This window comes from Aurantivibrio infirmus (assembly GCF_054767315.1).
This window is the reverse complement of sequence record NZ_BAAFSK010000009.1, coordinates 41,854-66,514: the sequence shown is the minus strand read 5'-3', so window position 1 is coordinate 66,514 and position 24,661 is coordinate 41,854. Positions and strand designations below refer to the sequence as shown.

Genomic DNA, 24,661 nt, shown 5'->3' with positions numbered 1-24,661 from the left:
ATCTTAAGTATCCGATCTAGTTAGCTTAGCTTCGTCTCGCAACAGCGTTCTGCCAGTGAAACTCGTATTTTTTCAAATTAACCTTAAAAATTGTAAACGCCTAATAAATCCTCCTCAAGTTAGCTCTATCAAAAACCGATGTACGCGAGAAAAAGAGGATGCTTGCCTTACATCCGGATCATCTATTCAGTTAGTTAGCTCGTATTTAGATCTATAAGCGTATATTCAAATTTCATGAGGGGTTTCGTTTGGCAAACACGCTATATAAAAGGATCAAATAGGATAGAAGCGATCCCTTTCAGAAAACTGTAATAAAGACCCAATAGAATAGTCCGGTCATTTTTACGGCAATACTGCCATTTTGGAAATTATTTGGTACAATTTTGATCGCTTCGAACATCTTGTAGTCGATTTCCTACAAAAACTAACTGAAAAGTCCTGCATACCCTTTCTAATCAAGTGATTAGAATCGCTTTGTAAACTGATTTCACAGTTTTAGTTTAGGAAACATTTGAGCTTAAACGGGAATGTGAGAAGTGTTTTCGTGGGCTAGAAGCCCGCGATTCAGGAATAGTTAACTTACCACGAGGGTAAATTATGGAAATTTTACGCGCTGGAGAACGTCAAGCTCCACCAAAAAGATCACAACGCATCTATCGAGAAGGTAAAAACTGGTACTTCAATACCCGTGAAGGAGCTCCAATTGGACCATTTGAAGAACTCAAAGAAGCGATCGCCTGGCTCGATGATTACGTCAATTACACTAAACACGCGCCGTCACTAGCTGATTTGATTGCGGTGTAAGTAGTCCGCTTTTCGGCGAGCTGTTTTAAAATGAAAATTGCCTCGCATTTGTGTTTACTTCCGAGAGTTTTTAACGGAAATAACGCAAGCCAAATTACTGCACGACCTTGGTTCTGAGTCTTGTTGAAAGACGACTAGAAATAGCAAATCAAACCAGTTGTTGCGCGGGGAAACTGATAGAGAATGTCGTACCATGTTGATCTGATTTAGTCTCGATACGCCACTCGCTGATATCACAAATCCTTTTTACGATAGCCAAGCCTAATCCATGACCTTGTACTTCATAATCATCTGGCTGTGAGCTTTCCTTAAAAATTCTATTTAGTATTTTTTGAGGGATACCACTGCCCGAATCCTGAATTACGACATTGTCCTTATTGATGGTTACTCGAATCTCCCCCGAACCTGCATAGCTCGCCGCATTATGAATCAAGTTTCTTACTACCACCTCTAATAAAGATGAAATAACATTTATTTGTAATACTGCATTCTCAGTAAAACGACAATTGTTACCAAAACTTGGGACAGTTTCTTTCGCTATAAGTATTTGTGAGGCTACCAACGAGTTCACCGACACTTGTGTTCGTTGCTCTCTATCATTAACGTGCTTTTTTGAAAGATTTAAAAAAGCGTTAACCAGTTTTACCATGTCTGAGGTTGCATTTTCGATACGTTTAACAGCCGCAGAACCCTTGTCGGTGTGAGATTTTTCTTTTTTAAGTATATCTACAGCACCAGCAATAATAGTTATGGGGGTCAATAACTCATGACTAACGTCCCCAGTAAAGAGTTTTTCTTGAAGGTAATAGTACCGCGTCATTTTTATTTGCTGATCAAACTCATTTGCAAGTTGTCCTACTACATCGTCATTGTAGTAAGAGGAGAGTTTTGGGCCAGGGTGATTTGGATCAATCTCTGAAACCTGTTTAGCGAGGTTTGTAACAGGTTTTAGGGCTGTATTGGTTAGTTTTTTCGCGACAAAATAGCCTAACGATATTGACAAAAAAACCATAAAAGCCAATAATTTTTTAATTTGATTTTCTCGGGTTTCGAAATTTGTTTGATCAAAACTCAAGATATATTTTATCGCTCCACTCACAACTACGTAAATATGATAGTCCTTTTCTGAAGCAACGATTTCGTGGAAGCCAGGAGCTCGGCCGCGAAACAATTCAGGAAATTCAGATTCATCGCTCGTTTTAGATTTGTGTAGTTTCCATGGGTCGGGTGGGCTAAATTCTCCTAATGTATTTTGCTGATCCAATTCAATTAACCACTCCGTTTGTTGTCCCATAGCATTGCTCATCAATTCATTTTCTAAACTATGTAGAACTAGAGATAATACCGAAGAGAAGAAAATAGCGATAACGGCGCTTAAAATAACGCAGGCTAGAATAAAACGTTGTCTAAGTGTTAATGATTTCATCATAATTTTTTTATATTAATGGTTCAGCAAGCGATAACCAATACCGTGTAGAGTCATTAGTAGAGGAGTTGAGAATGGTTTATCAATTGCCGTGCGCAGTGTGTGTAAATGTGCTCTCAGTGAATCACTATTGGGTGGCGAATCCTTCCACAAATAATATTCAAGTTCACTTTTCGTTACTACATTCGGTGAGCTACGCATCAGCTTTTCAAGAAGCTTTAGTAATATCGGAGTAAGTACAATCTTAATGCCTGCTCTCGTTACTTCCATTGTGTCCAGATTGAATTGCAAATCATCAACTACTAGTATCTTCTTTTCGCTGTAAATATTACTTCGTCTTGATAATGCTTGAATTCTTGCTTCAAGTTCTTTGAGGGAAAATGGCTTAACTAAATAATCATCTGCACCGGATGATAAGCCGAGGACTCGATCCTCAATAGTTTGCCGTGCAGTCAACATTATAATAGGTGTTGTATTATTTCCTTCCTCTCTCAATCGTCTGCACAAGGTTATCCCATCTATTACAGGTAGCGAAAGATCCAGAATAATCACGTCATACGTTTGTGTACAAGCGAGATGCAGGCCACCTAAACCATCTCTAGCACAATCAAGCTCGTAGATGTTCTCGTCAAAATAGTCATACAAGTTTTCAACGATTTCTTTGCTGTCCTCGATGATGAGTAGACGCATATTTTTTATCACTCAGAGTTAATCGCATGTTATTTACAGAAGGCGAATAAAAAATGTTTGGTTATTGTACAAAGCAGCTATCAATATATGTTAATAGTTTTCAATTTTATCGTCACCGGTTATGACGCGATCATTAAATCCTGTCAAAACATTACTTCGTGAAACAACTGATGAATTGGCTGGTGGCATCTGCTTAAACTCTCTGTTACCAACACATTTTTGTCGCAGCCGGATAGTACCATAAGTGGGTTTGTAACAATGGCGAACAGAAAGAATAGTGCTCTAAATTATTTTTAATCCCAAGCAGGAGGAGTAGGATGGGGATAATATCTATATGATTTTTATGCTTTGAAATTGTTTGCAAATCTTCACCCGGTAAACGGATCACGAGTGGAATCTATGAATCCATAACTCGTTTTATTCACCTCTAAATTAGCGCATAAGGTCTTTGAGAATGTCTTTTAAAAACGGTGGGTAGCGTTCTTGAGGGTAGTCGTAGTGGTGGTGGAGGGCGGGCGTAGTGTTTATTTCGTTCACGACACCGCCGGTTGCTCTCAAATCCTTTGTTATGTCGCAAGTTATAATATCGACGCCAAGAAAATCTGAGTCGACAATTGAGGCGCAACGTTCAACGTCAGCACGAATTTGATCAGATACTAAACTTGTAACTACGTCATCATAGACGGTTCTTAGCTCGGCACCGCCATTAAATCCGCAACCGACAGAGCTGATTAAAATATTTTCGTTCGACTCTGGAACATCAGAATATCTAATACCTTGTGCGGCTAGTGTGAATGAGATATCTGTAAATATTTTCTTTCCGAATCCTCTCTTCTCGATAAGTTCACGAATTGAATGTTTACCATCTCCATCAATACGGAACCCGGTTCGTTTTACTGCATGGATTAGATTTTTTTTATAAACCAACAACCGGAAGCACTCTCCAGCTATTTGCTCTTCAATCATCAGTTTTGGAGAGTGAAGGGCGGCATTAACAGCAGCGCTTCTAAGTTGTGACGGTTTTGAGATGTGAGTTGTAACGCCAAAAGCGGAATAGCCGTCGATAGGCTTAACGACCACGAGTCCATTGCTGCGTGTTAGAAAATTATACGCTCTGTCTATCGAATCAAGTTCAAATTCTTCGTACAAAGGAATCGGAATCTCTGCATCTTGGAGCATTCTGTGAATCGTTGGCTTGCGTCCGCAGAGCTTTAGCACTACATCGTTATCGATGGGCAGTTGGTGCAACCTGACTCGTACTTTATGGTGGTTTTTTTGGATCTCCCAGAGGTCACTATCCAGTGCTCGAAGGTTCGCATTCATATCAACGGCAAGTGCAAGCCACAATTCCCGGTATTGATCTATCCGGTTGCTCAGATATACCTGGCGCGGCCGATTTACGCTATTTGTGAGCTTTCGTAATAATCGTTTAGCAAGGAACTGCAACTTCAATCGAACATTCATTTTCGATTCTTTAAAATGCCTTCGTCTATTGAGGGGAGGAATGTTTATTCCATTAACATTTTGGGCACCTTAATCCTCGCACCGAGAAAGATTAGTAAAAAAATCGTTAAAATTTCGTTAGATTATGCAAAGGTTGTCGTTTACTACTAGGGGATTACTTAAAACAACAGCTGATGTCTGGGCCATATTTTGCTCACGTAGATAATGTGTCGGAGGGAGCAAGACGATAGTTAATTATCGACCGTAATCTACACTATATTTAACATAATATACATTATGCGTAATTATATAGGGGTGAGAAAACAGTAGTTCAATAAAACTGGATATCCAAGTAAAAGTGGAAACATTTCCAAGCAAAGTAGGAAAATTCCAAGCAAAGTTGGAAACTTTTTATCCAGGTACCCCCCGATCCCTTCTAAATACAGTGAAAGCAACTGTATTTAGTTGATCAGATGCTAATGTGGTAAATTTAGCCTCGACAAATAGATATCCACCCAACTCACGTTGCCGAAGAGCTAAAGATTATTCGAGAAGGAAAATTAAGTATGGAAATGAAAGGCACTAGAATTTCGATCAGCCCATTAAATCAAGAACCTTCATTAGAAAGCCTGCTAAATGCTAGCCCTGCGGGTAGTTTTGATTTAGATGAAGAAGATAGAGAATGGCTGGAAACTCCATCGGTCGGAACGGACTGCGCTGAGGGTTGAGTGAGGTTTCTTTGAAGGCGCCTTACGGGACACCACGGTTAAATTAGAGCCCCGTTATGACCGGATGTACATCCAATTTCTCAAATCGTTGCATCGATATTGAATTAAGAAAAGCCTATAACCAGCTGAAAAAAATGAAAAAATATAAAAATATTTATTGATATATAGCTTATGATAATACACATTATCATAAAACTATGACTATACTACCCCCATGGATAATCACACACCTACTCCTCCTATATTACTGACGCAAGATGATCAGCTCGAGCAAGATCTCGCCATGTTGCGTGCTCAGCCCGTGGTCTATAAAGCTATCTCGCCAGCCGACCAGTGTTTGTTACTAAAACGTACCACCTCTGCCAAACGCACGTATCTCTCACGACTCAACCAGATCGCTAAGCTCTGGGGTTTCGAACTTGCTGTTTCCGATCATCCATCACTCCGAGAACAACAAGCCTTAGCGCGCGAACGCTACAAGCTGGTTCCTTGGCATTCTGTGCGGAGACATCATGTGGTTTGGCTACTTCATCTACTGCGCACTACGCCCTTGGATGATCGTAGCGGAAATCCAAGGTTCGAAGATGGGGATGTTTCCAGACCAATTACTGCATCATTTCAAACGATTAATGTCACGCTGGCCGCGGTCAAAGATGTTGCGAAACAAGCATTCTTACTCAATCAACTTTCTGCGGAAGAATTAAAGCGTATTGAAGAAGTCCGTGGCGAGCGCGGTTTCCGTCGCCCTGCTGGACGACATGTACCGGTGGGTGAAATCAAAGCTGTGATACGAGCCTGTGAAGAAGACGCCACTCCCGCAGGTTGTCGAGATGCCGCAATAATTGGATTACTGTATACCTGTGGACTGCGGCGGTTTGAAGTTGCTGAACTACAAATCAGCAATCTTTCTTTGGAAGACGGAGAAATTGAACTCAAGGGTAAAGGTAACAAATCGCGAATCAGTTGGCCTGATAAAGGAACATGGCATGCGATTAAGGATTGGTTAAAACAGCGTGGAGATCATGAAGGCCCCCTCTTCTACCCGGTCAATAAAAGTGGTCGCGTGGTGATTCAAACTCACCTTACGGATCAGTCGGTGTACAACGTAATTACAAAACGGGTTAAGCAGGCTGCGTTAAGTGTCGGAGCGTCGCCTCATGATTTTCGGCGATCATTTGTTACAGTGTTGTTAGATCATGGAAAGGATATTAATACAGTGCGAAATATGGCGGGACACAGAAGTGTAGATACAACGGCTCTTTATGATAGGCGCCCTGAATTGGAAATGAAGAAAGCTCAGGAGGTTATGCATTTACCGTATAGGGGCTGTAGCGACTAATAGATGCCAGGTAACGGCCTGGAGGGAACGTTCGGCAAAAAGAGAAAAGTTTGAGAATTTCCCCCTTCGTTCTCTTCAGTTCAATGAAAATTTACGAATTTGTTTGCTTTAGCAGGTTCCTTATTGGGTTGAAAATGTCGCCTGCGCCAACCCATAGCTTTTTCCTGCCAACAACGATTGTGATTGTTTTCCACTCTTTCCTCAAATTGGTTATTTTATCCCATTCCCTATAATCAAAACCAGATGGTGTCGGATTGTCCTGAGGATGAGTATGCCACTCTCCAAAATATGTACAGGTATTTTTGGATCTTTTATAAAGATTTTTTGCATAATCTAAATGGAATCTATCTTTTCGATCAAATCGCAAAGGTAACCTGTTGTCGCCTTGCTTGGGGTAAGTACAGTTGGTTATGTGTATATGGCACCCTCTATAAAATCCAAATAGGCAACCACCTGCTTCAGGGTCAAAACCTAATTGACGAAAAGAGTTAATTGTCTTTATAACCTCCTCTTCAATAAGTAGGAAATTTTCATTTCCTAACAACCAAGTATGCTCAATCATGTCTTATTCCTGATTGCAAATAGGGCATGTATTGGACTTGGACGGACTTGTATTAGATCGATTAAAGCATTTGTCTTTCTGGAAAATATAATGGATAAGAGTTTCATTTTTCCCTTCTTGTAAATGATTTCTCAATTGTTCAATCATTAAATTTGCCGCTGTAACTGCAACATTCACTATAAATGGGAAAAAAGAATGGTGGCATGGTGCAAATACTGGTAAATCCTCCTCTGGATTTTTAGATAGTTCATGACGTCTTCTTCTACTCTCGCCTTGCCCTTCCCAGAGACACATGTAACAAGCTTCTCCACTCGACCTTCTAATAAAGGATTGAGCGGCTAATCCATGTCCCAAAATCCAGCCGTGAATTATAGGAGGTCGTTGCCCATAAAGATTTTTTAATAGTAATTCTATTGCAATACTGACATCTTCAGAACCAGTTGCATTCAAAATAATATCGGGTTTTCTAGTAAATACACTTTTATCTTTTAAAACCGATGCATTTAAACCTTCAATTTTCAAATGAGGCATCAAGCTTAACAAGTGTTTTTCTAACTCCTCAGCTTTATTCTTGCCAACACTCTCAAAGCCTAACAAATGCCTACCTATATTTTCAGTGGACAATCTATCATGATCAATTATCGTAAATTTGGCGTTTTTGCCCCATCCTGCACCCAAGGCCGCCAATTCTTGTGAAAGAAAGCTACCTATAGCACCTCCTCCTACTTGTAGAATATAGAGATCCTTTAGATTTTTTATTCCATCGGGCAAATTGCGTGAGTGGATATAATGTGGATCAGCTCTTTGAGGGCTAAATATCTCAATTTTTGCATGGTAGTACCTTGAATTAATAAGGCTGGCTAGGCCCTTAACTCTTTTCTGACGCATTGCCTGCTCAATCGCCTCCGTTATCTTGAATCGCAGTGCAAAATATTGAGCCGCGTCAGAATTTTCATCATAGAATATAAAACCCTTACTCAAAGTATGAGTGCCCTTGTCCCTCTTCTTGAATTGTTCTCTCAGTAAAATATTAGCTAGAAATATTTCTGGCTTATCCATAAATTCTGAGAACCAAAGCAGCATTTCGCTTACAGTACTTGGCGGCCAATTTTCGGTGCTAGGCTTAGGTGTATTAGGGAGTTTTATCGCATACCATCTATCTATATATCTATCTTCTGGACGCATCCATTCGGGAAAGGATTGGGAGTCAACTAGCCATTTCTTTCCTTTAAAATTCCATAGATTATAAATTTTTCCGTTTGACGGTTTTGAAGCAAGATATATTTTACTACCACCCCAGTAACCCTGAAAATCCTGAAGCCATACTTCGTCATTCGGATCGTTTACATTACTATTTAGGATGCCATTTATCTTTTCAATTGCACCAGAGAGATGCCTAATAGCTGTTGTTGCATCCCACACATCCCTAGATGGATCGTAAAAACACAGGCGGCCATTAGCTTCAATATGCCTAGTGCCAAGAAAATTTCTGAGATTACGATCATGGGGCCAGTCGACTAAAAACGCTTCAGGTGGCTCTAATAATAGAGCGTCATGAAATCTAAATTCAACAACAATTCCTCTCCCGGAAATATTGAATTTGCCACTAAAAAAAAGATCGTTCTCTTTTCTAGGGCTAGGCCAGAAGTTGTGTTGTTCAATTAGGAGCTTTTTGATCGAATCCGTATGATCAAAATGATTAACCACCAGACGACTTTGCTCCCATCAGTAGTGGCGCCACTTTCGCAGGAGTCTCTTTTACTTTTCCCCCAGGCGTCAAAGGCGTTAATCGTACTATTCTGGGTGGATCAAACGGGAATCGGCTGCCGAAAAGGCTACATAATGTTTGATTAGCCAATTGAGTATCTAGTGTCGTCATAGCAAGGTCATATTGACGATATAATTGATCAAATTCGGATTGAAATTGAATTTTTTCCTCCGAGCTTATACGATCTCTAAGGTCCTCTTGGTGATTCTCATCACCGGGAATTGGAGCAGGAACTAAAACAGGGCGATTCAGGCATTTTGGCAATGCGTTTATGACCTCTCTGAGCAAGTCATGATGATGACCATTTACATGACGATAATTATGTATAACGCATGCCAATAAAAATATCGATGATGGACCACCACTTTGTCTCCATTTTTCGTCTCGCCAAGCTTTTAGATACTTGCATATTGATCGCACCTGATTACCCATTCCGTGCGAAGAACAGGAAGCTTCCATCCACTCCCTGATTTCTTTTGGGTCTGAGGGTTTCCAGCTTCCGTCATTCATTGCTAAGTGGATACAGGTAGGATCTAACTTTTCAAGTTTTATGTCGCTAACTAAACCTTTTCTAAGATTAACTTTTTGTGCATCAAAAGACTCTAAAATTTGTTTAAATTTATTGGCAGGTACGCCGTATAGTGGGAGGTCTACGTGCAAACGATTAGATAGGTTGATTCTTACACAGGTATTTTTTACTTTGAATGGAATTTGATGCTGCTCCAATATACCGCAAATTATATTAAAATAAGTTTTTGCACTTTCGCTAGGTGGGCTATTCTCACTCAGCAATGTCTCAAAAGGCAGATATACCCCCAGATCTAAGTCAACCTGCTGATCTGGGGGGTATGCGGGATCGATAATAGTTTTATATGCATAAGAACCCTGCGTATAAAAACGGGGAGATGGAAGCTCAAATTTTAGATTTTGCTTTACGATATCATCTCGATGCTGATCGAACCCACGTTTAATGATTTCCATTAAAGCATGGCGAGCGTTTTTTAAGGCTTCATCGTCAGTATCGTTCAGCTTTATTTCATCCAAAAAAGACGGTTTTGTATCGTGTTTAAATAAACTGTGGCAATTGTTCAGTGATGTCATAATTTTCACTCATTATTCATAAGGTATTTTTTATAGAATTTTGTATTTACAAAATTAGCAGCTTCTTCATTCGCTCTACTTAAAAGAGCCGTCTGAGCAGCCTTATCTTTTTTGTCTAGACCAATATCTTTTGACGCTTCTAATGAAACTGTTGTATCAATCTGAGCGTATCGTTCTTGAAGTAATATTTTCAACATGTTGTGCGTTTGGTGTTCTTGAATTGAGAAGACTAAATCCAATAGTCTGGGATTGAGAGGGTTTAACCAATAATTAAGACGTGGCGATGGAGTGGTTTTTTCGCTAACACAGGGCTTACCTGATAGGGTGCCAATTGAAAGTACGCGCACATTCTCAGGTTCAGCATTAAGTCTAGTTATGGCTTCTATATAACCAAACAGCCCTGGAGCATTGCCAACAAGCCCGCCATCAAGATATCTTGTGTTATCAGCTTCAACATAATGCATTGGAAAATAAACTGGAGCTGCACTAGTAGCTAGACCCACATCGACAACAGGAATATTGAGGTCTGTATAAAAATCGTCATTGTGTGGAGTCTTAAAGAATTTTGGTTTACCCGTTGAAGCTCTGGCTGCAGGAATTATGGCAAAGGCATGTTTAAGGTCTTTAAGCTGTTTTTCCCCAAATAGTTCTTTAAGAACAACTGTTAAACCATCATTTTTATACAGTGTCGAAAAGCTAGCTTTGAACATGGAGCGAAGGTAATACATAAATTTATTATCGGGGGAATTGAAAATAACCCCGCCATTTTTTCTAAATATTTCTACAATCTCTGAAGGTCTTCGACCATCGGCCAATCCCAGTGCAATTATTCCACCAATCGAAGTGCCAGCAATTAGATCAAACTGATCAGTTATTTTCCTGCCAGTAGACTGTTCTAATTGATCTAATACTTGTGCTGTAAATAGCCCTCGGTAACCACCACCTGACAACGCAAGTACGTTTATTATTTTTGACATTGTCATAACCTTTTTAATAAATAGATGTGGTTATCTAAAGATTGTGTAACTGTTAAAAATGCCATTGCCAAAGACAGTGAGAAGGAGCTACTCTCATGCATCCACGCCATCACTATTTTTCCTATTTGATTATCCATACGTCCTCCCTATTGTTTATGACGGGCTGACGAGCAAGTCTTCCAATCGATAAGTCTCTTTCGCTCCTCTGGCTTACAGTTCGAAAAGACTCTATCTGTACATTTGGGATCTCCGGATAAAAATCTATTTACACCTAAAGCCCCACTTCGTGAATAATGACTTGGGAGTTTTTATGCGTGGTTTTTGAAAACCCAAAGTACTAGACATAGAGTTTTAGGATCGTCTGCATACAAGATAAAGCGGTTTTTTGGTTAATGCAAGGCCATAAACTGGCGCGCTTCCTGTGGATAATCTGTGCGTAACCAATCAGTCAGCAACCACTAATCGGCCGTGTGGCGGAGACACTTAACTTATCCACAGCGTGGTTGATATTTGGCCAGTATATAAGGTTCAAATATCAGAAGAAGTACTTAGAAAACGTGGATAGAAAATCAGTACTGTTTACACATACAGACTTTCTTCATGGAGAGGTTTACTGTAACGAATTAATGAAAATCCACGCCATCCAAAAAATGCGCCCCGTCCACAATGAGTACATTGGTATAGATTTCTGTACTGTCTACCGACTTATGCCTTTACAATTTACTGAGATATTTTAGCGGCCGACCATGCAACAATAAATGAATCGTAAACTAGTGTCGAAAAGTATGGCTGCTGACAGACGTCCGGTAACGGCCAAAAGCGGACATTGAGCTTTTACTCTGCCCTCAAATAGCCCATAAAATGCTACCCCCTAGACTCCCAATATTTAGAATCACGCTTATTAAATGCAGGTCGAGTCCCGGATTTATACCCTGTTTCGTTTTGACCTTAAGTGCAATCATTGATTGCACCCGAATGATATCAATGCTATCATTCACTAAAGTCAGATATATGGTGGTAACGATGGCAAACTTAGTAGTTCGGAACATTGATGACGAGGTTGTGAAGGCACTTAAAGCTAAGGCGGGTCTACAGGGGACAAGCGCCGAGGCTGAGCACCGCAAGATATTGGAAAAAGCGCTTGTTCGACCTAAAAAACGCAGCCTGCTTGATGCATTAAAATCCATACCTTCAGTGGGCGAGGATTCAGACTTCGAACGGAAGCAAGATAGTGAAGGCTCAGATGTATTTGTTTGATACCAACATTGTTAGTGAGTTGCGTAAAAAATCCAAAATGAATGCTGGCGTTAAATCCTTCATCAAACAGGTGGCTCTTGACGAAAGTGAGCTGTACTTGAGCGTGGTGACCGTAGGAGAGCTTCGCAGAGGGATTGAGTTAATACGACATCGTGGCGATTTGAGGCAGGCAGGACTGCTTGAGAATTGGCTTAATATACTATTGGAAGAATACGAGGAAAATATTCTTCCTTTTGGCAAGGATGAAGCTCAAATCTGGGGGAAGCTTCGGGTTCCACATCACGAGAACGCTTTAGATAAGCAAATAGCCGCGACGGCGATCATTTATGGCTTCACGGTAGTAACCCGCAATATAAAAGACTTCAATGGAATCGGTGTAGAGTTAATAAACCCATTTAACTGAATAAGGAATTACGCAATTTCCCGTTATTTTTTAGTTACTGGTTTCGGCCATAAGCCGACGTTTGACTAAAGCGTAAAATGTTAGCTTTGACCCCTTCACCTTCACTTCATTCTAACCCCTTCATTCTTCAGACCCTCATGAATCTTATCCGCCAATAATATTTTTTGTCCAGAGAGGTAGTTCACCCAAAGGGGCTGATACGTGTCCATTCTTTATTACTGCTATCCTTTTAAATGGCGGGCTAAAATCAGAATTATCGTACAAAACTACACTATCTACTAACTCGGCAACTACTGACAGGGTATTATGGACGTCAGATATTTCCTGATTTAGGATGCTGGCATTAAGTACTTTAGCAGCTTTGACGTTTTGTTGGCTTACACGAGCCATATTTAGCATGGAGTTCGCCAAATGAATGTAAATAATATTTACTTTGTAATTACTTCTGTTAGCTAGAATAATAGACTGTAATTCAGACTTGTATGAAAATTTCGCCTCATAACATATTGGTGTACCTCTATTTAGGTATTCAGACATAAGATCCTTAACTATTCTCGCAGTTTCATCTTTAGGATCTATCGAGCTATCCGGGCTTAACGCTTTAGAAATCGCTTCGTCAGAAATAAACTGTGCACCCATTGGCTTAAGAAAAAAGTTATAAAACGACGTCTTCCCTGCACCTGCCCCTCCCATCAAAATGAATAGCTGTTGTTTTTCCTTGGTTAGGTATTTTGGATTTCTCGTTCTCTTTATAGTAATTTCGTCAACATCAGATTCAAGTAATTTTCTAATAACTACACCAAGGATCTCCTTATTTACTTTCGACAGGTTCGGATCTGAATCGTATTTTAATGTTATATTGAGTTCTTCTTCATGACGCTTTACGCTGTGGGTTTTAAAGTCGATTTTTTCGAGGGAAAAAATAACGAATCTGGCGGCATTGCTAGCTGCTTTCTCTTGATTAAATAATTTGTTTTTATTTTTATTTCCGTCTGCAAAATCACATATAGACTTAATTACTATCCACTGACACGATTCGTAGGTGTTTGCTGTATAAATTCCTCCAGCCTCCATTTCTCCACCAATTGCCTCAGGAAAAATATTTTTCAACAATTTAGCGAACTCCAGGTCATCTATAAGCTTGTCCCCGGTTAAAATCAAGCCTTCCGTGATATTTGCGAACTCGTAATATGCCATTGCACTTCGAATTTTATTGAGTATTTCGGTAGGAACATCTGCTTGAGCTCCTCGTTCAATTCGTTCGCTACCTCTATCCGTAGACACCAATTTCGCTTTGTCGTACAGCGCTATCTTATTAGCTACGAGAACGTCCCCTATTTCTTGGCCTTCCTTTAAACCAAAGGCTATACCCACAGAAATAATATATTTTGGAGATACTTCAATAATGGCTTGTTTCACATCCGACGAAGAAGAACCTTGCCCAGTACTACCCATGCTGGTCTGTATACATAAAACCTTGGCCCCATTTATTTTCCCATTTCTCCCAAGCCAATGGTAACTAAGCTTAGTGTTAGGTGTTTTTGCGGGCCCTGTCTTATATCCTTTATCATTTAATACTTGAAACAACTGCTTTATTTCTATTTTAGTAACGCATACAACAAGCACGTCGCACTTTATGTCATTCCGCATTTTCTCTAAAACTGCCATTATTAATTCCATTGTATGATTAGCAACTTACTATTCAATTTCGGCTAAAAGTTGGAAACATCCTTTAACCTATTTTAACAAGCTCCTTAACGTCTCTTTAGCTGTAAAATGGGTCAATAAATATTAATCGCTACTAATATTTTTTCTTGGATCACTAGTTGCCATCTCAAACACTATATACGGACACGGAACTCCCCCTAGTTGAACAGAGCCATCAGATTTAGATTGATTAGTGCATTTAAACTTTCCGCTCTATATACCATAAGAATACCTCTTTCATTTTCCAATACCTCCTAATTTAGACCTCAACGTGTGCTAACGGCCAGAAGCAGACGTTAGAATATTTACTCGGCATGATCTAGCCATAATTCTGCACCTTCAACTTTTACATCACCATTATAAATAAAAGCCACACTATATCGGGCCCTTGTAATTGCAACGTAAAGTGAATTTTTGGCTCTCGCTGAAATATCCTCATCAAATACATTTTCTTCGTTAGCTAAAAACCTTTTGTGCTTTTCCGTCGCGCAGATCAACACACGGTCAAACCCCATGCCTTTGGCTTCTCCAAAATTATATGCTTCCCTACCTTCACATAAATCTTTTTGAGAATTTCGATTAGCTCTTAGCAAAACGGGTTTATACTTTTCAATATATGCGCTCACCCTGTCTTGCTTTACAATAAAGATACCAAGGTGATCTTCATATTCAGGATCGATCTCTTCCAACTTTGACTCTGTAGGCTCATAAACGCCTTCATTTCTATGAACTAAATCAGCAAAATCACAGACTTTCTGGATGCATCGCCAGCTCACATTGAGGGGTTCTGACTCTAGCCCAAAATCTTTAAAACGTGCTAGCTTTTCGTTGTTCTCTTTAGGTTTCTTGGTCGTTGGGTGAGTCGAATACAATGTCTGTCGAAAATCTCCAACACAATAAAACTGGCCTACATCTGATACTGATATCGACTTCAGGATCTCGAAGTCCCATCCCGTTAAGTCCTGCACTTCATCTATACAAATTGCCTGATATATTCCAGACAATCGAGAAACTGATTTTCCTCCAGACGCAGAATTTATCCGTACAGCAAGCTTAGAAATGTAGGTAGTGTGGGCCTTCCCTTCTTTACTGGTTAAGAAATGCTTGGAATTATAGTTTGCGCAGATCTTTTCGCTCCGCCCTGGAATATATCTTCCATTCCTCTTGTGCGGATCTACGGAATTAAAATTTATACTTGGAATACGATCATGGAAGATACATGACTGATAAGGTCTAATCATGTCTTCAAGCAGAAACGTGAACCATCCTTTGATCGTCACAGCAGAAGGAACAAAACCACCGAGATCACAGAATTTTTTTACAATTTCCTCTTGGTTATTTCGGGTATAAGTCAGAATCAAAATCTTTTCCCTAACCTCAACCCTGTCAAGCGCCCGCTTAACGATAAGCTGTGATTTTCCCGCTCCTGCACTTGCTAATACCAGTTTACGCGTCAAACTCTACCGCCTTGACTAGATAGCTTGGGTACTTGATGACCTCTTTACTATCGAAGATACGAATGGCAGAATCGACCTTCCTCCCACCAGACTTTTCACAAGTAAACCAATTTCTTAAATAAGTCTTCTTTGCTGGTAGCCCACCTTCCTTCTCGTAAAGATTATATGTTTGCGTAGAAAGCATCACACTAGCCAACAGGTCAAGTTCTTCTATTGTCGCTTCGTTGGCACCAATCAATGCTGGCTCTAAGGAATGAAGATCATCGTCTTCAGAAGAAAAACAGACGATCCCTTTACAATCTTCATAGGGCTTTGACCACTCAGTAATTTTCTTCTCATAATTACCGTCATTATCTTTCACAACGCGTACGGGATGATTGAGCGGCTTTGCAATATTCAGATAATTCTTAAAACCGATGCCTCGGACAACAATAATGTCAATACCATGCTCCTCTGGCAAACAACCATGCTTATTGAGATATATTTTTTTCAGAAGTAATTCATCTGAAGGGCCTTCGACAAGAACAAGCTTTTGCGCCAAGACAACTCGCAGTGTGTCATATCCAGGTAGGCGCCTTAATGTCTTAACGGTTTCCTTGTCAATGTCTTTTAGCCTTGTATAACCATTCGCCACAAGGCAAAGGTTTTCAATGCTGAGCTTATTTAATACATAGGAACTATGTGTTGTCAGAAATATCTGTTTATCACTATTCTTCTTTTCGATATGGCTTATTAGCTTAACAAGATTAATATGCGAAAGATGATTTTCTGGCTCTTCTAACATAACAATATCAACGTCTTTTGCCTTGTTCTCTAAGGCAAGTTTTATTTGTATCTGGTTTTGTTCTCCCTTACCAACTTGATCAAAAGATACCTCATCAACCGCAAGCTGGAGACTGCTTTCCCAGCTTGTTGTTGAAGCAATATCAGCAGTTATTTTTAATGACTTATCCGTAATTACGTTATCAGCATCTAGTTTTTTGTTGATAGCAATAACGTCAGGCTCATCATCAAAGCGGGATTTAAGCTGCCGATAGTTAAGATTCAATGTCGAACGCGCGTTCTTTTCAAGTGCCGCGTTTATAATACTATTAATATACTTCGTGCGCCCAAATGAAGGATGCAAACGGGCGGGATCGACGAATAGACAACTTATTTTTTTATTGTGACGAGTGATACGATTCCAAGCAAAGCTATACCATTCAATTTTATATAACTCGACCGGCAGAGTTATGACCTTATCCGGTTCAGTAACAAAAGACTCATATGAATCAGCAAGATCAGGGTCAAAGTATATTCTAACGAAAATTCCCTGATCATCTAATTTGTCGCTATTATTATCACCCTTTAAGTCTGGGTTTCCCTCCAGAAATGCCTCGATCAGTATTTCAGGTAGTTTGTCCTGGGATTTGTCACTTGAAAGATAATCTGCAATAGATTGATTATTAAAGAGGTCAGTAGATAACTCCATATTTAGGGGTTTTCCTCTATAGAGAAAATTTAGACAAATCTCTATAGCCTCAAGAACTGTGCTTTTGCCACTCTCATTATCGCCTACGATTATGTTTATATCTTCGTTAAAGTGAAATTCCTGACTTTGGAATTGCTTAAAGTTTCCTATCTTCAATTTTTTTAACTTCATGCATTTCTCACTTGCTATTCATACTTTTTTTGAAATACTACGTAATTTTCTAGACAATAATCACATCGCCGATGTCCGCTTTGGGTCGAAAACAGCCATCCTCAATGAAAATCCACGCCCTCTAAAAAATGCGCCCCGTCCACAGTGAGTACATTGGTATAGATTTCTGTGCTGTCTACCGATTTATGCCCCAACAATTTACTGAGATATTTTAGCGGCCGACCATGCAGCAATAGATGAATCGCAAACGAGTGCCGAAAAGTATGACTGCTGATTGAAAAGGGTGAGCCCCCTACCCGTTCCACTAAGGCGGTGATGCGTCGGTTCACGGTTTGTCGCGCCATCGGAAAAATTCTTTCCGTTTTCTTAAAATGCCCCGCGTACAAATAACTCTGAATCCGATCCTGTAAGGCATGATCGAGAATGGGCACATAGCGTTTGGGGGAGCGTTGCAGCGCCGCGTTTGTCGGTCGCCCCGGCCGTTGTTTTAAGGTTTTTAAAATCACACCGAAGTCGTAGCCGTCGTCGATAAAGCTGGTGGGGTGCAACGCCAGCACTTCCGAGATGCGCGCACCGGTGGTCCACATCAAATCGAGAATCAGCCGATAGGTTGGGTGTTTTTCCGCATCGAGCAGTAAGAGTACTTCCGGTTTAACCAGATACGCGGGCATGGCATCGATGGTGTCGAGTACAGTGACCCGCTTGGCGATCAGCCGATCCCAATCGATCTGTACGGACTGGATAGGAAAAGAAACGACGGGCTCTTCCATCGGATGAAAGAGTCGCGGTGGACGCGGTGTGGGAAACCCACGGTCGTTGAGGTGTTTTTGTACCATTTCACCTAGATCCCTGGTGCGGTTTGAACCCGATTATAAGCGCACTTTTGACCGGGTTACAACTGCTTTACCCGAGGGAAAAAGCGGTAAAGTGGTGATGTTCCAAAATAACGGTAACGGGTGCAAAGTATCATAAAAACGAAAAAAGAATTTTCTGTTCGGATGGCACAAATATCCTCATTGTTTTTCACGACCTTGGAAAACAATAAGAATAGACATTCCGCCAATGTGATTAAGGGTCTATTTCGAAGGAGGTAATATCGAGATTGATCCCGATATGCGAAGAGCAAGACGTTTTTATAGAGGAATTTTCATAAGGAATGTGGAACCTGTCAGAGGAAGAAACGGCGTTTTTTGAACGAAGAAGAGCGCTTGGTTTGGGTGCTGGATTAGATTGTGACGACAATATAGTTGAGCAGGCTTCTCAAAATAGAAACGCCCTTTTTTGATTGTTGTGCAAGAAAACCTAGATTATTTCTACTTTATAACGGTTTTAATTCCGTTTCGCCCAACGTGCAACAGATGTATTTTTTAGAAAGAGCGCGGCGAATAGATGTTATCCATAAATCGTGTTATACCTTTATTTTATCGCTGTATTTTGCAATATTTTTTTGATTAAAATTAATATTTATCTTTCATTGTTCCAAAAATACCAAACAACAATATTGTATTTTTGAACCTATTTTTTCCTTCCATTCTAGCCGTTTAAGTCGCGCTACTCACCATCTATCCTCAACCATTTATTTTCTGAACAATTTGAACTATACCGTCGATAACTATCAATTGTTTCACAATCGATTGGTTTATCACATGTATACATTCGATCAGCATTCGCCCACCGTAGAATCGTGGGTACCACGACAACACAGTACGCCGCGTGCATTGCGTACTAAAGTGGATTTTTATCTTCAGCGATGTATCAAGTTCCCGGAGGTTGCGGCTTTTCATTCTCGCGCAGAACTGTTGCATGCGGCATTGTTGGAAAGTGATCCGGCTGTGACAAGTTTTATTCCGCAGCCCTTACGTTTTCATCTCGGTTCAAAAATCTATGTGCCCGATTGCTATTTTGTAAAAAATAATCAGCGTGTATTGCGCGAAATTAAAGCGCCGGGACAACTACAAAGTTTTCGAGAAAAACGATTACCCCTCTTAGAATCTTACTGCGCTTTCAACCAAGTCAAATTCGAACTCATCGTAAATGATTGGGTGTTTGAACAAGAAGTATTAGCCGAAAATTGGCTACGTATCGTTCGAAACTTGGCGAACGCCATCGATATCGCCACAGATAACGAGGAAAAAACGCTTTACCAAAAGGTCGGATTGAATTCGGGATTGTCCTTAGGCGAAATAATTGACGTGGGTGATCGAGAAGGATCCTATCGTGAAGAAATTGCCTGCTTTCGTCTCTTACACAACGGACGCCTAACAGCGGACCTCACTCAACACCCCTTAAGCTATGACACGGAATTTTTCCTGTGCACGTAACCTGGCAAACGCGATTACAACAACAGCCGCACTTAAAAACCATTGAGAACTGGCCAACCCTCGATCGCGAGACAATACAACCGGAAAAACGACGGCAATTTGTCCGCAATCTTTCGATTGTGAGTCAAGTTTTGCATGGCCATTCCTATCGTGACGTCGCACAAAAAAATGGTGTATCAATATCGTTTGTTTCTAAGTTGCTGCACCGTGCACTTGCGGGCGATGAATCCAAAAATCCTGCATTAAGCGCCGCCTTGGTTCCACATACCAGGCTAATCAAAAGTCGAAGACGGGCGACGTTACCTTCTTTCACCGACAAAACAGGATCACGTTGTGCGTTTCAACACCTCCTTTTGAACGTGCCGAATTTACGCATCGCACTCGACAAAGTTATAAAGGCGCACATTGGAGATTATCGACAGGGGCAAAATTTAAAACCTAAAGCTTTTCACGAAGAATTTTTACGGTTATTAGCCGAGGCGCATTGGCCTAGATCAGCTTACCCTTATACAGAAACCCTTTGTGGTTACGAATCAGCGCGACAATACCTTCACCGACGAACGAACGAATTGTTAATCAAGCAAACAGCACGGCGGCAACCGAAACGCGAAATTCGTGCTCGCGCTATGGTAAAACGGGTGTACCAAGAAATTCAGCTCGACGAACAACGTTTTGATTTATATGCGTCCGTGGGATTTGAAGTGGGAGGCGATCTTAAAGCGATACCGGTTTCGCGTGTGTCCTTGGTTCTGGCGTTGGATGTCGCAACGAATTGTATTCTATCGTATTCCTTAGCCTTGACCGCCGCTCCCAATCAAGACGACATTTTGGAGTGCTTAGGGAAACTACATAAACCCTGGCAGCCACGCGACCTCGTTACCCCAGGACTGTCATACCCGCCGGGGGCGGGTTTTCCCGTGGGTATCGTACATGGCGCTGAGAACCTGGCGCCGGGAGAGTTCCGATTAGATAACGCTTGGGCGCATTCGGCCAACACCATCCGCCACTACATTGCTGAATCGTTGGGTGCGACGTTAAACTTAGGTATCCCCGCTAGCCCTAAACAACGCAATTGGGTTGAGTATGCGTTCAAACTTGCCAGCGATCAGGCGCATCGCTTTGTTTCAACGTCCGGTTCACACCCCAACGATCCCAAAAAACAATCGAAAAAAAATAGCAAAAAGCCACCGATCATTAATTTGCTAACAGTAGAAGAATATCTCGATGTCTTGTTCGCGACCCATAACGCCACACCAAAACCTTTTTTAGAAGGTGCCACTCCGTTAGAAATTATTCAAGAACAAATCCAAACAAAGTATTTGCCTGTGTTGAGCGAACTGGCAGTGAAGTCTTTAAATGTTTTGACCGATACTAAAACGGTGACAGTGCGCTGGGATAAGTCGGGTTTTCGATTGCCCCATATAAATTTCGCGGGTGTGCGTTATCGCGGCGACTGTTTAGCACAAAGCGATTTAGTGAATCAAAAAATCCGCATTCAGATCGATCGCAAAGATATTCGCCATGTCACTGCCTATACATTACTTGGTGAAAAACTCGGTACGCTTGATGCGCCCCGCAGTTGGCAACGGTTTGCGCATTCGCTGAGAACGCGAAAACTCATTTTCGATTATACCAAATCCCGTCGTCGAAAAATCCAGGATCAACACGCCGACTTTTTTGCTTATCTACTGGAGAATAAAGAACTTCCGAGCACTGCACTAGAAATCGTGCGTGTTTATCGTGAAGCAACACAAAACCAAGGAGTAAAATTAATACCGTTGGCAGAAGAAACAGTGCATGAGGGCAGTACGCGTTCTGAAACATCAGCGAACAACGACCAAGAATTCCCAGACTGGACGCCGGATTTTAGCGGTATCGAGGATGACGATTTATGAAAACGATACTAGAAGATCGATTTGAACATCCAATTTTTAAACCGCTTTGGCTTCAATTTACCACGCCGAGCGTCAAGCAGCTGCACCAAAAATTAAAGCAATGGATATACTGTGGCATCACTGGCGGCGTCATTGTCGGCGACGCGCGTATTGGAAAAACCACGGCCATTGAAATACTGCACAACCGATATACCACCCGATCAAAGGGACAACGCATTCACTGTCACCGCTTTGTTGTTCCTAAGCGGGATACGCCCACTATCGCGAACTGCCTCAGGGCTTTGTATTTTAGTGCGGAATTTACGTTAGGGAAAACTAAAAAGGCCGATGAAATGTCCGAACAACTCGTACATTATTTTCTTGATCTTGCCTGTGAAAATGATGATAAAGTGGTTTTATTGATAGTCGATGAGTTTCATCGCCTGTCAATAAATCAAATAGAAGTTTTTGCCGAGCTGCATGACAAATTAAGGCTGCTCAATGCTTCATTGCACGTTTATTTAATGGGGAATGCGAATGAGGCGGAAAAACTGATCGGCGCGTCTGAGCGAACAGAGTATGCACACTTGCGGGGTAGATTCTTCAACCAAAAATACTATTTTAGTGGGATCCAAAATATCAATGATCTTAAGCAATGTTTGCGCATGTACGATGTCACCCGGTATCCGGAAGAAACAGGCCCCACTTATACAGAATACTTTCTCCCCGCTGACTTTAAAAAAGGCTGGCGATTAGAGCAGCAGGCGAAATTGATCTGGGAATGTTATTCAACACACAGAAACGAACTCAGCATCAACAGCTGGGGAATGAAATATTTTGTCGGCACCGTTAGCCCACTGTTAACGGATTATTTACCTCAATATTCAACAGCACAACTCAGCCGTAATATGGTTGAAAAATGCATCGAAGTTTCTGGTCTGATTCCGGACTATGTTCGTGCCACCTAGAGTAATTAATATTGGTCGAGCGTTTTCATGTCCGCTTGAAAGTAATTACAACGTTTACCGACGCCTCCTAATTGCTAATCCTTCGATTAGTAAAACACTTCTAGAACGATCAGCACCTATCATAAAAACACTGTATCCCGATATCTATAAGGCTGTTGATAATCGAATAAAACAAGTTATTTTGTACGCGTACAGCATTCAGTATCCAGATATCAATATAGACCGGTTCGCGAGTCGACTAACTATCTCACCGAAGTGTTATCGACAATGTTCTGCTTGCGCAAAAATGTTATTTCACTCACCAATATATGATTATGTATGGTTAACTCATTGCCCTATCCACAATATCCCACTGGAGCTCTTGTGTCCGGAGTGTGGAATTGAGTGGCCGTCCACTCAATTACTACCTAGAACACAGTGTGCAACTTGCGGTCTTGGAATCAATCAACAAGATGCCTTAAAAGATGGCGCATTTAATGATACTGCTCACAAGGCATTGAATTATTTGTATGAGGTTTTAAACACGTCGAATAATTGTATCGATAGTGAAAATTATGTGATGTCAAATGGAAGAGCGCTTCGGAATTGCGTGTCACCAACGTCGCTTTTTGCGCCTGCTATATTCGAAAATCTTCAGCAAAGAAAAATCGGTTCAGTTTATCGCCGGAATTTAGTAGTAGCTAAGATGAAAACTCACGAATTCAAGTTGTCTCCTTTCGACCAGAATCAGATTACCGGTAAAGAAATTGTTGATATTACTTTTCCATGGGTTCGACCTATTCAAATTTCTATCATTCGAAAAATTGCCAAAGCAATCAGATCCTTAACTGGAAACACACATTTCATTGACGGTGGCAGCGGGTATTCAGATTGCCCGTATTGTATTGCATTTAACTATTGGTGGTGTCTCGTCACCACGGTCTATAGTGATTCAGGTCTTGATAGCAGCTATTCACAGCGCACTATCCTCTCAAGGCCGCTCTTTGAGGTTGCAAGACCTGGCCCAGTTACACAGTATTTAAGCAAGGACGGCGTCATATATAATTTACCCACAGGCGCTCAGAAAATAATTTACGAAAAAGATTTGGAAATGTCTTATTACGCCTTATTTAAGTTTGCCGTGGATTGTTTAAATTATCCCGGCGGAAACCATTTTCAACTGAGAAAATCGGCCATAATTCCTTATCCTTATCTAGGGAAAAATGTGAGTAACCTGAGTTTTGATTTTTGGGTTTTAAAAAAATCAAGGTCAAGAGCACTATTAATTTATTCTGACGAACCGATAATATGTCGCGAAAATATGGCGTTTGTTAAGGCTCCAAAGACTAAATGCATGACCCTTTCGGGCATCAAGGCAGCCGAATTGAAGAAGTATATTGATAACGTGTACTTTTATGAAGAGCAGATTTCAGCAATGTCAGAACCTCACAGGGAAAGAACTGTTAACTTAGGAAAAAAAATTTCAGACATTCAGAAAGGTTTTTATACGCCGATTATAAGCCATGCTAGGAAAGTCGTGGATACAGAAAATTTTGATTCGACATTTTACACGGGCTAATCAGTTAGGATTCACAAGACCAAACGTCACTTCATAAGTGATTGAGCTTTGAACCAAAGCAAAACCGTACAGGCCAACACGACTAAAATAACGTAATCTATAAATTCCATAATATTCTCATCTTGAAGAGCTGAAGGGTATCAAATGCAGGACACTATTATTCGGGCCTTTGGTATTGATAGGAATGAATTGGCGAAATTGTGCCACGTACCATTTTCTACACTCACCCAATGGCATATGAACAGCACCACAATACAACAACATACGAACATTCCACGTCTATTTAAACTCTATGAGGCCGCAGTAGGATGGGAAAGTATGGGTTACCTGGTGCCCGGGGATTATATTCGTGAATCATCACCTGGCCTACCCTCCCTCTATGAGTTGTTAATCGCCGAGTCCATTGATATAGACGCTATTATGTTCCGAGGTTCTCGTCGTTGCTTAAGACAGGTTGATCCCAGTGAGGTAATTGACCCATTTTCTCCGTAAATAGATTGTGAATTCCTTTATGAGCACTTCCACAAAAAAACAGCATCCGTTTTGAATTTCGCTAGTTAAATCCATTAAAAAGGCTAAAAACCTAAACGAGTTGTCAAAAGAGCTGGATGCCATAAGGTATCTAGTGGCCTACCG

21 protein-coding genes are annotated in these 24,661 nt (G+C 40.8%); 10 read left to right on the top strand and 11 right to left on the bottom strand.

The features are described from left to right. Positions 1 to 597: 597 nt before the first annotated feature. Positions 598 to 804, top strand: a complete 207-nt coding sequence (locus ACYUCY_RS18005) for a DUF6316 family protein (RefSeq protein ID WP_460227925.1) — start codon at positions 598 to 600, stop codon at positions 802 to 804. 148 nt (positions 805 to 952) lie between these two features. On the opposite strand, the gene ACYUCY_RS18000 is transcribed toward ACYUCY_RS18005, so the two are convergent. The 3 genes from ACYUCY_RS18000 to ACYUCY_RS17990 form a co-directional block, all read right to left on the bottom strand. Beyond that, complete coding sequence (locus ACYUCY_RS18000) at positions 953 to 2,233, bottom strand: ATP-binding protein (protein WP_460227924.1); 1,281 nt, start codon at positions 2,231 to 2,233, stop codon at positions 953 to 955. 12 nt (positions 2,234 to 2,245) lie between these two features. Next, a complete protein-coding gene (locus ACYUCY_RS17995; protein ID WP_460227923.1) occupies positions 2,246 to 2,920 on the bottom strand; it encodes a response regulator transcription factor in 675 nt (224 codons plus the stop codon). A gap of 432 nt (positions 2,921 to 3,352) precedes the next feature. Next, complete coding sequence (locus tag ACYUCY_RS17990) at positions 3,353 to 4,384, bottom strand: hypothetical protein (RefSeq protein WP_460227922.1); 1,032 nt, start codon at positions 4,382 to 4,384, stop codon at positions 3,353 to 3,355. 545 nt (positions 4,385 to 4,929) lie between these two features. On the opposite strand from ACYUCY_RS17990, the gene ACYUCY_RS17985 reads away from it, so the two are divergent. Beyond that, a complete protein-coding gene (locus ACYUCY_RS17985) occupies positions 4,930 to 5,091 on the top strand; it encodes a hypothetical protein (RefSeq protein ID WP_460227921.1) in 162 nt (53 codons plus the stop codon). Positions 5,092 to 5,305: 214 nt separating this feature from the next. Next, positions 5,306 to 6,430, top strand: a complete 1,125-nt coding sequence (locus ACYUCY_RS17980; protein WP_460227920.1) for a tyrosine-type recombinase/integrase — start codon at positions 5,306 to 5,308, stop codon at positions 6,428 to 6,430. A gap of 91 nt (positions 6,431 to 6,521) precedes the next feature. Here ACYUCY_RS17980 and ACYUCY_RS17975 read toward each other — a convergent pair whose 3' ends face one another. Genes ACYUCY_RS17975 through ACYUCY_RS17960 form a run of 4 tightly spaced genes read right to left on the bottom strand, consistent with a single transcriptional unit; the run spans position 6,522 to position 10,838 of the window. Then, on the bottom strand, positions 6,522 to 6,992 hold the full coding sequence (locus ACYUCY_RS17975) for a Mov34/MPN/PAD-1 family protein (RefSeq protein ID WP_460227919.1): 471 nt from the start codon (positions 6,990 to 6,992) through the stop codon (positions 6,522 to 6,524). 3 nt (positions 6,993 to 6,995) lie between these two features. Then, positions 6,996 to 8,699, bottom strand: coding sequence for a ThiF family adenylyltransferase (locus ACYUCY_RS17970; RefSeq protein WP_460227918.1), 1,704 nt, complete (start codon positions 8,697 to 8,699; stop codon positions 6,996 to 6,998). Beyond that, on the bottom strand, positions 8,692 to 9,861 hold the full coding sequence (locus ACYUCY_RS17965; protein WP_460227917.1) for a CBASS cGAMP synthase: 1,170 nt from the start codon (positions 9,859 to 9,861) through the stop codon (positions 8,692 to 8,694). The genes ACYUCY_RS17970 and ACYUCY_RS17965 overlap by 8 nt, the downstream gene beginning before the upstream one ends. Before the next feature lie 5 nt (positions 9,862 to 9,866). Then, positions 9,867 to 10,838, bottom strand: coding sequence for a CBASS cGAMP-activated phospholipase (locus tag ACYUCY_RS17960; RefSeq protein ID WP_460227916.1), 972 nt, complete (start codon positions 10,836 to 10,838; stop codon positions 9,867 to 9,869). A gap of 1,023 nt (positions 10,839 to 11,861) precedes the next feature. Here ACYUCY_RS17960 and ACYUCY_RS17955 point away from each other — a divergent pair. Together ACYUCY_RS17955 and ACYUCY_RS17950 are read left to right on the top strand one after the other, a co-directional pair. Continuing rightward, positions 11,862 to 12,095 carry a FitA-like ribbon-helix-helix domain-containing protein gene (locus tag ACYUCY_RS17955; RefSeq protein WP_460227915.1) on the top strand — a complete coding sequence of 78 codons (234 nt, stop codon included), beginning with the start codon at positions 11,862 to 11,864 and terminating at the stop codon, positions 12,093 to 12,095. Then, positions 12,070 to 12,498: a PIN domain-containing protein gene (locus ACYUCY_RS17950; RefSeq protein ID WP_460227914.1), complete on the top strand. Its 429-nt coding sequence runs from the start codon at positions 12,070 to 12,072 to the stop codon at positions 12,496 to 12,498. The genes ACYUCY_RS17955 and ACYUCY_RS17950 overlap by 26 nt, the downstream gene beginning before the upstream one ends. A 144-nt stretch (positions 12,499 to 12,642) precedes the next feature. On the opposite strand, the gene ACYUCY_RS17945 is transcribed toward ACYUCY_RS17950, so the two are convergent. The 4 genes from ACYUCY_RS17945 to ACYUCY_RS17930 form a co-directional block, all read right to left on the bottom strand. Next, on the bottom strand, positions 12,643 to 14,166 hold the full coding sequence (locus ACYUCY_RS17945) for a phosphorylase family protein (RefSeq protein WP_460227913.1): 1,524 nt from the start codon (positions 14,164 to 14,166) through the stop codon (positions 12,643 to 12,645). A 344-nt stretch (positions 14,167 to 14,510) separates the two neighbouring features. Beyond that, positions 14,511 to 15,662, bottom strand: a complete 1,152-nt coding sequence (locus tag ACYUCY_RS17940; RefSeq protein ID WP_460227912.1) for a UvrD-helicase domain-containing protein — start codon at positions 15,660 to 15,662, stop codon at positions 14,511 to 14,513. Next, complete coding sequence (locus tag ACYUCY_RS17935) at positions 15,652 to 17,304, bottom strand: ATP-dependent nuclease (RefSeq protein WP_460227911.1); 1,653 nt, start codon at positions 17,302 to 17,304, stop codon at positions 15,652 to 15,654. Before ACYUCY_RS17935 ends, ACYUCY_RS17940 begins: the two co-directional genes overlap by 11 nt. A 101-nt stretch (positions 17,305 to 17,405) precedes the next feature. Further along, a complete protein-coding gene (locus ACYUCY_RS17930) occupies positions 17,406 to 18,140 on the bottom strand; it encodes a tyrosine-type recombinase/integrase (RefSeq protein WP_460227910.1) in 735 nt (244 codons plus the stop codon). A gap of 810 nt (positions 18,141 to 18,950) precedes the next feature. On the opposite strand from ACYUCY_RS17930, the gene ACYUCY_RS17925 reads away from it, so the two are divergent. The 5 genes from ACYUCY_RS17925 to ACYUCY_RS17905 all read left to right on the top strand — a co-directional run bounded on the left by ACYUCY_RS17925 (position 18,951) and on the right by ACYUCY_RS17905 (position 24,517). Then, positions 18,951 to 19,625 carry a hypothetical protein gene (locus ACYUCY_RS17925; RefSeq protein ID WP_460227909.1) on the top strand — a complete coding sequence of 225 codons (675 nt, stop codon included), beginning with the start codon at positions 18,951 to 18,953 and terminating at the stop codon, positions 19,623 to 19,625. After that, positions 19,616 to 21,520, top strand: a complete 1,905-nt coding sequence (locus tag ACYUCY_RS17920) for a hypothetical protein (protein ID WP_460227908.1) — start codon at positions 19,616 to 19,618, stop codon at positions 21,518 to 21,520. Before ACYUCY_RS17925 ends, ACYUCY_RS17920 begins: the two co-directional genes overlap by 10 nt. Beyond that, complete coding sequence (locus ACYUCY_RS17915; protein ID WP_460227907.1) at positions 21,517 to 22,467, top strand: ATP-binding protein; 951 nt, start codon at positions 21,517 to 21,519, stop codon at positions 22,465 to 22,467. The genes ACYUCY_RS17920 and ACYUCY_RS17915 overlap by 4 nt, the downstream gene beginning before the upstream one ends. A gap of 286 nt (positions 22,468 to 22,753) precedes the next feature. Further along, on the top strand, positions 22,754 to 24,025 hold the full coding sequence (locus ACYUCY_RS17910) for a hypothetical protein (protein WP_460227906.1): 1,272 nt from the start codon (positions 22,754 to 22,756) through the stop codon (positions 24,023 to 24,025). A gap of 144 nt (positions 24,026 to 24,169) precedes the next feature. Next, positions 24,170 to 24,517 (top strand): hypothetical protein, encoded by a 348-nt coding sequence (locus ACYUCY_RS17905; protein WP_460227905.1) that lies wholly within the window; start codon positions 24,170 to 24,172, stop codon positions 24,515 to 24,517. The last annotated feature ends 144 nt before the right edge of the window (positions 24,518 to 24,661 follow it).